The 12,387-nt window shown below is 62.8% G+C and carries 9 protein-coding genes; 4 read left to right on the forward strand and 5 right to left on the reverse strand.

The features are described 5' to 3' along the window. Nucleotides 1-4: 4 nt before the first annotated feature. Complete coding sequence (entC, locus tag INF73_RS13480) at nt 5-1,180, reverse strand: isochorismate synthase EntC (RefSeq protein ID WP_193542230.1); 1,176 nt, start codon at nt 1,178-1,180, stop codon at nt 5-7. 188 nt (nt 1,181-1,368) lie between these two features. Here entC and fepB point away from each other — a divergent pair, with 188 nt between their 5' ends. Next, the gene (gene fepB / locus INF73_RS13485) at nt 1,369-2,328 is read left to right on the forward strand and encodes a Fe2+-enterobactin ABC transporter substrate-binding protein (protein WP_193542232.1); all 960 of its coding nucleotides are present in this window, start codon (nt 1,369-1,371) and stop codon (nt 2,326-2,328) included. 482 nt (nt 2,329-2,810) lie between these two features. On the opposite strand, the gene entS is transcribed toward fepB, so the two are convergent. Beyond that, nucleotides 2,811-4,058, reverse strand: a complete 1,248-nt coding sequence (entS, locus tag INF73_RS13490; RefSeq protein ID WP_047367699.1) for an enterobactin transporter EntS — start codon at nt 4,056-4,058, stop codon at nt 2,811-2,813. Nucleotides 4,059-4,166: 108 nt separating this feature from the next. On the opposite strand from entS, the gene fepD reads away from it, so the two are divergent. Genes fepD through fepC form a run of 3 tightly spaced genes read left to right on the forward strand, consistent with a single transcriptional unit; the run spans nt 4,167 to nt 6,951 of the window. Further along, nucleotides 4,167-5,171, forward strand: a complete 1,005-nt coding sequence (gene fepD / locus INF73_RS13495) for a Fe(3+)-siderophore ABC transporter permease (RefSeq protein WP_047367698.1) — start codon at nt 4,167-4,169, stop codon at nt 5,169-5,171. Further along, nucleotides 5,171-6,160: an iron-enterobactin ABC transporter permease gene (gene fepG, locus INF73_RS13500; protein WP_193542189.1), complete on the forward strand. Its 990-nt coding sequence runs from the start codon at nt 5,171-5,173 to the stop codon at nt 6,158-6,160. The genes fepD and fepG overlap by 1 nt, the downstream gene beginning before the upstream one ends. Further along, nucleotides 6,157-6,951: an iron-enterobactin ABC transporter ATP-binding protein gene (gene fepC / locus INF73_RS13505; protein WP_028012291.1), complete on the forward strand. Its 795-nt coding sequence runs from the start codon at nt 6,157-6,159 to the stop codon at nt 6,949-6,951. The genes fepG and fepC overlap by 4 nt, the downstream gene beginning before the upstream one ends. 73 nt (nt 6,952-7,024) lie before the next feature. Here the strand turns inward: fepC and entF are convergent, their stop codons facing one another. From entF to fes, 3 genes are read right to left on the reverse strand one after another with little or no spacing between them, the layout of a single operon-like run. After that, a complete protein-coding gene (gene entF / locus INF73_RS13510; RefSeq protein ID WP_193542156.1) occupies nt 7,025-10,882 on the reverse strand; it encodes an enterobactin non-ribosomal peptide synthetase EntF in 3,858 nt (1,285 codons plus the stop codon). Then, on the reverse strand, nt 10,879-11,091 hold the full coding sequence (locus INF73_RS13515; protein ID WP_193542158.1) for an MbtH family NRPS accessory protein: 213 nt from the start codon (nt 11,089-11,091) through the stop codon (nt 10,879-10,881). Before INF73_RS13515 ends, entF begins: the two co-directional genes overlap by 4 nt. A 10-nt stretch (nt 11,092-11,101) precedes the next feature. Beyond that, entirely contained in the window at nt 11,102-12,301 is a 1,200-nt protein-coding gene (gene fes / locus INF73_RS13520) for an enterochelin esterase (protein ID WP_193542160.1), read from the reverse strand. Nucleotides 12,302-12,387 lie beyond the last annotated feature (86 nt).

Raw genomic sequence — 12,387 nt, forward strand, 5'->3', positions numbered from 1 at the left:
TTCCTTAGTGCAGGCCAAACACGTTAAGCATGGTGGAGAGCTTCACGCCCGTCTCGCGCCACTCGCCCACCGGGGAGGAGGCAGGCACAATGCCCGCGCCGGCAAACAGGCGAACGGTATTTTCGTGAAGACGCGCGCAGCGGATGGTCACCACCCACTCGCCGTTGCCTTCGCTGTCGCACCAGCCGACGATGCCGCCGAACAGCTCGCGGTCAAACGGCTCCAGCTCGGCAATCAGTTCTTTAGCCGCCTGATGCGGGAAGCCGCTCAGGGCCGGGGTCGGGTGCAGCAGGCAGGCCAGCGTCAGGGCGTTTTCGTTCTCGCGCGCGTCACCTTCAACCGGCGTCGCCAGATGCCACAGCGTCGGCGTGGTGATGAGCTGCGGGGAAGACGGCATGCTCAGGTGATGGCTGCGCGGCGCCAGAATGGCCTTCATCGCCTGGGTCACCAGGTCGTGTTCGTGGCGGTCCTTTTCGGAGGCCAGCAGCTTATTGCCCGCCTCGCGATCCAGCACGTCGTCCGGCTGGCGGCGCGCGGAGCCTGCCAGCGGCAGCGAGCTAAAGTGCCTGCCCTCTTTGCGCAGCAGCAGTTCCGGGCTGGCGCCGAGCAGCACGCCGCCGTCTTCCAGCGGCACGTGGAAGTTGAAGCTCGCCGGGTTCTGAGCGATCAGACGCTCCATCAGCGCGCCGCTGTCCATTTTTTTGTCGGTGGCGATATCAATCAGGCGCGACAGCACTACCTTATTCACCTGCGGCGTGGCGGTGAGCGAAGCGGCGCGCGCGACCATCTCTTCAAAAACGGGCTGAGCGGGGATCTCGGTGCGCTGTTCCACCTTCAGCGCCTGCGCGCCGGAGAAATAGCGTGCGGACTGCTGACGCGCGGGACGGGAAAACGTCTCCCAGCGTTGCGGAATAAACAGCGAAGACGGCTTGCGGGTATCGAACGGGATGGCCCCTACCATGACGGGATGAGCGATGCCGCTGGCTTTCGCATCCCGGAAAGCCTGGGCTAATCTCTGCTGGAACTGCCCCGCCGGATCGTCGCCGCCGACGGCAGGTTCAGAGAATCGGGCAAAACAGCCTGAGGTGGTAAAACTGCGGTAAGGCGACATAAAGAAAAAGCTGTCTGATTGCAGCGTGGTCGCGGTGTGCTGAACTTCCTCAGCCAGGGACGTGTCCATATCATCCTCCTCAAAATGATAAAAGAAGCAATAATGATTATCATTTATATTTTCGTCGGCTAACCTAATCCCACAGCGCGCCGCTGTCAACCGTCGGGCCATTAACTTCTGCGACAAACACTTGCATCCCTTCCCGGCAACCATGAAAATGAGAAGCATTATCTTCAATAAAAACAGGATGCCGCTCTGTGAAAATCGCTGCCGTTTGCCGCAATGCCCTTCTTCTGACAGGACTTTTTGTTTTAGGACTAACCTCAGCCACCGCCGCAGACTGGCCGCGCCAGGTCAACGACAGCCGCGGCATGCATACACTTGAGAGCAAACCGACGCGCATTGTCTCCACCAGCGTGACCTTAACCGGATCTCTGCTGGCGATTGACGCGCCGGTCATTGCCAGCGGCGCAACCACGCCGAACAACCGCGTGGCGGACGCGCAGGGTTTCCTGCGCCAGTGGGGGGATATTGCAAAACAGCGTAAGGTTGCACGGCTGTACATCGGCGAGCCAAGCGCCGAAGCGGTGGCCGCCCAGATGCCGGACCTGATTCTAATCAGCGCCACCGGCGGGGATTCCGCGCTGGCGCTGTACGATCAGCTCTCCGCCATCGCCCCGACGCTTATCATCAATTACGACGACAAAAGCTGGCAGGAACTGCTGACCCAGCTGGGCACGATGACCGGGCACGAGAAACAGGCCGCTGAACGCATCGCCGCGTTCGATAAACAGCTTGCGCAGATGAAACAGCAGATGAAACTGCCGCCGCAGCCGGTGAATGCCATCGTCTACACCGCCGCCGCGCACACGGCGAACCTGTGGACGACAGAATCGGCGCAGGGCAAGCTGTTACACCAGTTGGGCTTTACGCTGGCGGCGTTACCCGATGGGCTGCACACCTCAAAAAGCCAGGGCAAGCGTCACGACATTATTCAGCTGGGTGGAGAAAATCTGGCGACGGGGCTGAACGGCGAAGGGCTGTTCGTGTTTGCCGGCGACGAGAAAGACGTGAATGCGATTTACGCCAACCCGCTGCTGGCGCATTTACCGTCGGTGAAAAACAAGCGCGTCTGGGCGCTGGGAACGGAGACGTTCCGCCTGGATTATTACAGCGCGATGCTGGTGTTAGACAGATTGAATGCGTTGTTTAAGTAGGCATTTTCCCTCCCTCTCCCCGTGGGCTGAGGGATCCCCAGTAATTTTTAAGCAGAAGCATTAACGTTGTTTCAGAACGAGTTAAGGCTTTCAGCGATGCTATGGTCCGGCTGTAAATCGCTGAGGCGTTTCCTGCAGGCCGGGGCGAGGCGCAGGGATGCGCCGAGAGGGCGGGCTTTACAGGGATGTTACCTCCGCCCGTCCCCGATAAGCCGAAAGGAATTAGCCGAAGGTACCGCGTAGCGGCGATTTACCGCCGGGAGCCCGGGTCGCCAGGGCGGCGGCGATTGAGCCGCCCTGGCACGTTCACCGAAACAGCATTTACAGAGTAGCAAGGAACATAAAGTGAACGGAATGACCACCACTGCCGTATGTTCCCCTCACCCTAACCCTCTCCCCAAAAGGGGCGAGGGGATTGTTCAGTGCTCGCACTAATTTATGGGGATTCCTCAGCCCCGTGGGAGAGGGCCGGGATGAGGGCATCAGGCCGCACCGTCGTTCAACACGACCTCCTGCCTGAACCGCCGCAATTCCACCAGCGCCACCAGTAAGATCGCGCCAACCATCGCTAACACAAACCCGCTGCTGCTCGCCGACGCCACCGGGGTCATTATCGCCCCCAGCCCGCCGAGGATCGCCGCGCCAATTGCATCGCCCGTCACGTTCTGCGCGGTCCACAGGCCGTTGATACGCCCCAGCATCCCTTCCGGCGTCTGGGTCTGGATCAGGGTGTACTGTAAAAGTGAGCTGACCGCACTCAGCCAGCCGAAAATCACCAGACACATCACCCCCAGCGCCCAGACCGGCATCAGGCTGAAGAAGCCGATGGCGATAAACGAGGCCAGCGTCGCCACCAGCATAATCAAGCCCGGACGCGCGCTTTGGGCCAGGTTACCGCTGGTCAGCGCCCCGCAGGCCGCACCGAGCGGAATGGCGGCGTACAGCACGCCAATCTCTGAGGCGCTCATCTGCCACTCGCCCGCCAGCGCCGGGTAAAGCACGCGCACGGCGCTCGCCATCGTCAGCAGGCCGCCGAGCAGCGCAATGCCGCCAATCAGCGGGTTGCTGAACAGAAAACGAATCGCGGCCATCAGGGACTTCAGCGGGTGCTCGCGCGGCTGCGGCGGCGGGGGCAGGAGCGGCAGACGCAGTAACGTCAGGGTGGTGATAAAGGTGCCCGCCGCGGCAAGGCCGTAGTTCCACGCCACGTTGCCGGTGGCCAGCAGCAGGCCACCGACCATCGGCGAAATCACCGAGCCGAGGCGCACGGTGAGCATGGTGATCGCCCCCGCCTGCATCAGGTTCTCGCGCCCCACCAGCGCGGGCGTTGCCGCCAGCAGCGCCGTCACGCCGAGCGAGGCGAAAAAACCGTCCCACAGGCCAAGGGCATAAATCGCCATCAGCGACGGCTCCGGCAGCATGGCGTTCAGACACAGCCCGATAAAGCCCACCCCGCAGGTGCCGCGCGCCAGCAGGATCAGCTTCTTGCGCTCGTAGCGGTCCGCCAGCACGCCGCCGACCATCAGGCCGATGAACATCGCCCCGCCGGTTAAGGTGACGGATAGCCCCACCAGCCAGCTGGAGTGCGTCATAGTCTGGATCTGGACGGGCACGGCGACGCCGAGCAGGCCGAGGGACAAAATGGAGATAAAGCGAGCGATAAAAACGGCGCGATACGCCGGGTGCGTTTTCAACAGGCTGAGGTTAAGCAGCCAGGATTTTTGATTCATGACAAAGCCTTGAGTCTATTTCTACCCATTCCATGGGCGCACATGCTAACATAGCCAAATAAGATAGATAACGATAATCACTATCATTATCAAATCATGGATGTTGCTATGTCGTTTTCCTCTTCTGCGGTGCGCGCCATTGCCGTGCCCGTATTATTGCTACTGCTAATCCTTGCGATTGCACTCAGCCTGCTGGTCGGCGCTAAACCGCTGCCCGCGTCCGTTATCGTTGATGCGCTCTCCGGAACCTGTCAGAGCGCCGACTGCACCATCGTGCTCGACGCCCGCCTGCCCCGCACTCTTGCCGGACTGCTGGCCGGTGGCGCGCTCGGCCTTGCGGGTGCCCTGATGCAAACCCTTACCCGTAACCCGCTGGCGGACCCCGGCATTCTTGGCGTCAACTCCGGGGCCAGCTTTGCCATCGTGCTCGGCGCGGCGCTGTTCGGGTTGACGTCACCCTCTGAACAGCTGGCGATGGCCTTCTGCGGCGCGCTGGCCGCCTCGCTGGTGGTCGCGTTTACCGGCAGCCAGGGCGGCGGGCAGCTGAGCCCGGTTCGCCTGACGCTTGCGGGCGTGGCGCTGGCCGCGGTGCTGGAAGGCTTGTCCAGCGGTATCGCCCTGCTCAACCCGGACGTCTACGACCAGCTGCGCTTCTGGCAGGCCGGCTCGCTGGATATCCGCACCCTTGAAACTTTAAACGTGGTGGCAATCCCGGTCATTATCGCTGCCGTCGTGGCGCTGTGTTTAAGCCGGTCGCTGAACAGCCTGAGCCTCGGCAGCGACACCGCGACCGCCCTCGGCAACCGCGTGGCGCGCACGCAGCTGACTGGCCTGCTCGCTATCACCGTGCTGAGCGGCAGCGCAACCGCCGTGGTCGGTCCGATCGCCTTTATCGGCCTGATGATGCCGCACATGGCGCGCTGGCTGGTGGGGTCGGACCACCGCTGGTCGCTGCCGGTCACGCTGCTGGCGACCCCTGCCCTGCTGCTGTTTGCCGACGTGCTGGGCCGCCTGCTGGTGCCCGGCGAGCTGCGCGTCTCGGTGGTGAGCGCGTTTATCGGCGCGCCGGTGCTGATCTTCCTGGTACGTCGCAGACGCGGAGGTGGCGCATGATGGCTCCTTCCCGTCGTTTACTCACCAGCGTCTTCCTGCTGGCTATCGCCATTACTCTGCTGGCGGTCTGGAGCCTGCAAAGCGGTGCCGTAACGCTTGATTTCGCGCAGGTCTTTCACGCCCTCACCGACAGCGCGCCGCGTAACATCACCATGGTGGTCACCGAATGGCGACTGCCGCGCGTGGCGATGGCGATCCTGGTAGGCGCGGCGCTCGGCGTCAGCGGCGCGATTTTCCAGTCGCTGATGCGTAACCCCCTCGGCAGCCCGGACGTGATGGGCCTGAATACCGGCGCGTGGAGCGGCGTGCTGGTGGCGATGGTGCTGTTCGGGCAACATCTGACGGCCATTACCTTTACGGCGATGGCGGGCGGCATTCTGACCTCGCTGCTTATCTGGGCCCTGGCCTGGCGCAACGGCATTGACACCTTCCGGCTGATCATTATCGGGATCGGCATCCGCGCGATGCTGATGGCCTTTAACACCTGGCTTTTGTTGCAGGCGTCTCTGGAAACCGCGCTCTCCGCCGGGCTGTGGTACGCCGGCTCCCTCAACGGCCTGACGTGGGGCAAAACCTGGCCCGCCGCGCCGCTAATTTTGCTGATGTTTATCGGCGCCCTGCTGCTGGTACGCCGGATGCGCCTGCTGGAGATGGGCGACGACAGCGCCTGCGCGCTGGGCGTGAGCGTTGAGCGCTCGCGCCTGATGCTGATGCTGGTGGCGGTACTGCTGACCGCCGCGTCCACCGCGATTGCCGGGCCGATCTCGTTTATTGCCCTTGTCGCGCCGCACATCGCGCGGCGTCTTAGCGGCACCGCGCGCTGGGGCTTGACCCAGGCTGCCCTGTGCGGTGCGATGCTGCTGCTGGCCGCCGATCTCTGCGCCCAGCAGCTGTTTATGCCTTATCAACTTCCGGTGGGCGTGGTGACCGTCAGCCTCGGCGGGATTTACCTCATCGTCTTGCTCGTTCAGGAGTCACGCAAGAAATGACAGATTCAACAACCCGCTTGCGCGGCGAAAACTTGACCCTCGGCTATGGCAAAAAAATCATTGCCCGTGATTTAACCGTCGCCATTCCGGACGGCCACTTCACCGCGATTATCGGTCCGAACGGCTGCGGCAAATCAACCCTGCTGCGCACCCTGAGCCGCCTGATGTCGCCGACAGAGGGCAGCGTATTCCTCGACGGGGAGCAGATCCAGCGCTTCGCCAGCAAAGAGGTGGCCAGGCGCATCGGGCTGCTGGCGCAAAACGCCACCACGCCGGGAGATATCACGGTGCAGGAGCTGGTCTCGCGCGGGCGCTACCCACACCAGCCGCTGTTTACCCGCTGGCGCAAAGAGGACGACGAGGCCGTGAAGCGCGCGATGGAGGCAACGGGCATCACCGATCTGGCTCAGCAAAGCGTGGATACCCTCTCTGGCGGACAGCGACAGCGGGCGTGGATCGCGATGGTGCTGGCGCAGGAGACCGCCATTATGCTGCTGGACGAGCCGACGACCTGGCTGGACATCAGCCATCAGATTGACCTGCTGGAGCTGCTGAGCGAGCTGAACCGCACGCAGGGGTATACCCTGGCGGCGGTACTGCATGATTTAAACCAGGCGTGCCGCTACGCCACGCATCTGATTGCGCTGCGCGACGGCGAGATTGTGGCGCAGGGCGCGCCGAAGGAGATTGTGACGCCAGAGCTGATCGCGCGGATCTACGGCATGCGCTGCATGATTATTGACGATCCGGTGGCGGGTACGCCGCTGGTGGTGCCGTTAGGTCGGCGGTAATAGCCGGGTGGCGGCTACGCCTTACCCGGCCTACATTCAGGCCCGGTAAGCGCAGCGCCACCGGGCATTTGCACTATCCTAAAATTTCCTTCAGTACCGGCCCAATCTTTTCAAACGCCTGCGGTGAAATGATATCCACGTGGGCGCAGTCCTGGCTGTAGACCTCCAGCTCGCCCACCCACGGCGCCCAGGCCGTATGCGGATCCATCGTTCGCGTGCGTTCGGCAACAAACAGCGTCGCTTTACCGTCAAAGCGTGAACTGTGCGCGGTGGTGAGCAGCCGCACCGCGTCCGCGTAGTTGCCTTCAATGGTGTTAAACAATTCGCTGGAGCCCTGTCCCTGCTGAGCGGCGATAAACGCCTGACGCTCGCGCTCGATCTCCGCCAGCACTTCCGGGTCAAGGCCGTTTGCCTCTTTCTCCGCCCAGTTCTGGGTTTCCGGCGGCCAGGTATCCAGCAGGCCGAGGAACGCCACCGCTTCGCCCTGCTCGCGCAGACGCGCCGCAATGCCCTGCGCCAGCGTGCCACCGAGGGAATAGCCGAACAGATAATACGGTCCGTGCGGCTGCTGCTTACGCAACGTTTTCAGGTGATGTTCGAGCACCCCATCGAGATCCGCGCACTGCTGCATCGGGCCGTTTGGCCGCGGCGACTGAATGCCGACGATGGACCAGCGCGGGCTGAGGTAACGCGCCAGGACGCTGAACTGCCAGGCAAAGCCGGACGCCGGATGGAAGCAGAACAGCGTCGGGCCGTTGCTTTCACGCAGCGGCAGCAGGGTTTCATACCCCAGACGCTGCGCCTGTTCGTCGCTCAGTTGCGAGTCCAGCAGCGCGCTGAGCTTGCCGACCGTCGAGGCGACCATAATCTGCCCCGGCGTGACCTTGCGGCTGAACGCACGACTGAGCTGAGCCGCGAGGCGCATCGCCAGCAGCGAGTGGCCGCCAAGGGCAAAGAAGTCGGCGTCGATATCGTTCACTTCGCAGCCCAGCAGCGCAGAAAACGCCTGCGCCACGGCGGCTTCGGTTTGCGTCTCGGGTGCGCGACCGGAGGTTTTGCTGGTCAGCTCCGGCAGCGGCAGCGCCTTGCGATCCAGCTTGCCGTTGGCGCTTAGCGGCAGCGCGCTGATTTGCAACAGCACCACCGGCACCATATGCGGCGGCAGCTGTGCCCTGAGCGAGTCCAGCAGCGCGTCGCGATCCAGCGGTAAGCCGGATTCCGAGACCACATACCCCACCAGCTGGCGGGCATCGCCGCCCGTTGCCGCAGCCTGATTAAACACGCACGCATGCGCCACGGCCTGGGCCACGTCAGGCAATGACAGCATCGCCCGGTCGATTTCGCCCAGCTCAATGCGCTGACCGCGGATTTTCAGCTGGTCATCGCTGCGGCCCAGATATTCCACCGCCCCGTTGTCCAGCCAGCGGGCGACGTCTCCGGTGCGATACATCCGCTCGCCTGGGGCAAACGGATCGGCAATAAAGCGGCTGGCGGTGAGGTCGGGCCGTCCCAGATACCCCTGTGCCAGCTGAATGCCGGTGAGATACAGATCGCCCGCCACGCCGAACGGCACCGGGCGCATCATCGCGTCCAGAATGCGCAGCCCCGTATTCCACACCGGGAAGCCGATCGGCACGCTGTTGCCCTCCACCGCCGCCAGCTCCGGGCCGTACGCCGGATACCAGCTCACGTCCACCGCCGCTTCGGTTGGGCCGTAGAGGTTGTGCAGCGGTACATGAGTGAGCTGCTCCCACTCGCGGCACAGCGCCGTTGGCAGCGCCTCGCCGCTACAGAACACCTGCTTCAGCGTCCTGCAACAGTCGACGTTTTCCGGCGTCAGCGAGGCAACAAATGCCGCCAGCATCGAGGGCACGAAGTGGGTGGTGGTTACGCCATATTCTGCGAAGAAGCTCTGCATCGCCTGCGGATCGCGGTGCGCGTCCGGCTCGGCCATCACCAGCTTTGCCCCGGCGATAAACGGCCACCAGAACTCCCACACCGACACGTCAAAGCTGCACGGCGTTTTCTGCGCCACGACGTCATGCGCCGCCAGTGGATAATGATCCTGCATCCACTTCAGGCGGTTAACGATGGCGGTATGCCCTACCATCACCCCTTTCGGGCGTCCCGTTGAACCCGAGGTAAAGATGATGTACGCGGTCTGCTCCGGCTTCGCCAGACGCAGAGGTTCAGCGCCAGTGGTTGGCAATAGCATGCTGTAACTAATTGAAGGTATCGGCAGATCGTTAAAGCGCGGAAGCTGCGCGTCGGTGGTAATGAGAAGCGACGGTTTCGCGTCCTCCAGCATCATCCGCAGACGATCGTCCGGGTAGCCGGTATCCAGCGGCAGCCAGGCGGCGCCGGCTTCAACAATCCCGTGCAGCGCCAGGGTCAGGAACACCGAGCGCGGAAGCGCCACCGCCACGCTGTCGCCCGGCTTCACGCCGCGCGCGCGCAGCAGGTTTGCCAGCGCGACCACCTGCTCGCGCATCTGGCGGTAGTTCAGCTCAATATGGGCATCCGTCAACGCGGGAGCGTCCGGCGTTTTGCTCGCCTGCTCCGCCACCAGATCCGCCAGCGTGGTGGAGGGCAGCGCCAGGCCGGTATCGTTGATGCGCGCCAGCTGGGCGTATTCCTGCTCGGATACGGTTTCCACGTCGCCACAGCGCAGGTCAGGGTTCGCGGCAAACTGCGCCAGCATCGCGTTCAGGCGCGAAACGTGGCGCTTCAGCGTCGCGTCGTCGTAACGCTGCCTGTTGGCGAGGATCTCTATGCTTAATCCGCCCTGCTCGTCCGGGAACAGCGCCAGCTCGAGATCGTTCACCGGGCCGGTCGCCAGCGTGTGGGTGATGGCCTCCACGCCGTCGATATCCAGCTGATAATCAAATACCTTCACGTTCAGCACCGGCCCAAACAAGGGTTCGTCCCCTGCGGCCCGCCCGCTGTCGCGCACGATCTGCTCGGCGTCATAGCGCTGATGGCGGCGCATCTTTTTCAGCTGGTTCGCCAGGCGCAGCGCCAGCTCCGGCAGGCTCTCAAGCGGATTAATATTCACCGCCAGCGGCAGGACGTTAAGCACCGGGCCGGTTGCGGTCAGCGCGGCGGACCCCATGCGGCGCATAAAGATAAACCCGGCGGCGTAGTCCAGCCGTCCGGTGAGGCGGCCGAGCCACAGCGCCACCAGCGCAAGCGCCAGATCGGTGCGCTGTGCCTGCCCGGCTGCCTGCGCCAGCTGGCTAAAGGCGCGAGCGTCCATTGCAATTTTCAGGCGCAGGATGTCGGTAGTGGCGGCGCGTCCCGGCAGCGGCGCGGAGGAGAGCGAGACCGGAGGAGGAAGCTGTTTGCGCTGCTCCTCCCAGAAGGCACCGTCGCGCTGATACGCCTCGCTGTCTCGGTAGAGCTGATACTCGTCAACGACCTCGGCGAACGGAGTAAATGGTGAGGCTGGGGTGGGTTCCCCTTTCTTCCAGGCAGCGTAAATCGCGGCGATCTGGCGGGTAATTGCCGGGAAACTGAAGCCATCCACCACCAGATGGTGATAGCGCTGATACCAGTACCAGCGGTTGTCACCGACCTGAATCAGCTGATGGAAAGCGAGCGGCTGACCGCTGTCCACGCGCAGATCCTGACTGAGATCGGCCTCCATCAGCGCCACGGCGGCGTCGTGAGAATCAACGCGAACGATGGACGGCTCCGGCAGGATCAGAGTCTCATCGACCCACTGCCAGACCTCGCCGTTATCTTCAGCGAAACGCGTGCGCAGGGTATCGGCCTGCATCATGCCCTCGGCGATGGCTTTTGCCAGCAATGGCGCGTCGATATTCCCTTTCAGCTCGGTATAGTGCGCCACGCTCCAGGCGTTTGGCAGCGAGGAAAGCTGCTCTGCCATCCAGATGCCCGGCTGAGCGGCGACGAGAGGAAGACGGTTCATACGTTCTCCCCCGCAAAATAAGACGGCTCAAGCGTCCGCCAGCGTTCCGCCAGCCACTGCTGGCACGCCTCCTGAGAGTGCGGTTCGCATACCACGCGCCAGCCCGCGGGCAACTCGCACTGCTGCGGCCACAGGCTGTACTGCCCCTGGTCATTTTGCAAAATGGCGAACTGTCCCTGCGGATTATCGAAAGGATTGCTGAATTCCATACAGACTCCGTTATTGAATGAGCGGCTGCCAGAGGGTCATCAGCCCCTGCGTCAGCCCACCGCGCCAGCAAAGCGCATCGTGTCCGCCGTCAACCTGACGCCAGATAACCGGTTGCTGAGTGTGTAGTTCGGCGAGGATCGCCTGGTTTGCGCGCAAGATAAGCGGCTCGTTGCGCCCGGCTTCAAGAAGGATGCGTAGCCCGCGAGGGGATATTTCGCCGGTTTTAAGTTGTTCGATTAACAGCCCGTCCTGCTGCCCGCCGCGGTGCGGCCACCAGTAGGAGCCGGACTGGCTAAGCACGCAGCCAAAACGCTGCGGCCAGTGCAGTGCGGCATAAAGGGAGGAGAGACCGCCAAAGCTTTGCCCTGCGACCACCGTACGGTCGGCGCGGTCGCTAAACGGCGCGCGTTGTTGGACAAGGGGGAGAAGTTCTTCCTGCACCGCCAGCCAGAAGTCGCGATTGCACGGTAGCTCGCGGTTACGGTGCTCCATATTAATAACATCGATTAAGACGTAGACCGCAGGCGGCAGGTTGCGCTCGGCGGTGAGCGACGCCAGCGCAGGCCAGACGGGCATGCTTTCCGCCCAGAACTGCCCGTCAAGCAGCACCGCCAGCGGGCGTTCCCGGTCGTCCCCGCCGGTGGTGAAAATCCAGACGCGACGGCGATTTTTCAGGCGTGCGCTTTCCCACTCAATGCAAATGGGCGCGTTGAAGGGCATATCGGGATGGTTCCAGCCCGGCTGTACGGGCGCTTCCGGCATTTCCAGCGCCGAGACGGCGTGCCCGCGCCCGCCGCGCCAGCTCTGCGGATTCAGCGGGTCTGAAACCGCGTGAGGCAGCAGCTTGCGCCAGCCTTCGCGCAGCGCCATGCGGTCCGGCTGCTCGCCTTCAAATACTGCATCGGCAAAATCGTTTTCGTTATCGGAGGGGATAAAACAGTAGCTGCCGCGCCATTCGGGGCTGAACTCCCCCTGCCACTGCCAGACGTCGGTATCGGGAATGCGTTCGAGGGACTGCGGGCGGGCATTTTGATGGTGATCGGTCACGCCGGTGACGTAGAGCCAGACGCGTTTGATCGGTGACGTTGCTTGCGTTCCTGCCGGGTCACGCCACCAGAACGTGACGCGATAGTTTCCCTTTTCCGGCGTCCATTCAGGCCCGTTTTTCGACTGCCACCACGCTTCACTTCCCGTTGTTAACGCCGTCACCCTTATAACCTCATGTTTAACAGTCTTTTTTGTTTCAGAGCAAATTTTATTGATAATATTATTGATAACTATTTGCATTTGCAATA

Origin of the sequence: Enterobacter cloacae complex sp. P6RS, assembly GCF_014982245.1 — a bacterium.
GTDB classification, from domain to species: domain Bacteria; phylum Pseudomonadota; class Gammaproteobacteria; order Enterobacterales; family Enterobacteriaceae; genus Enterobacter; species Enterobacter bugandensis.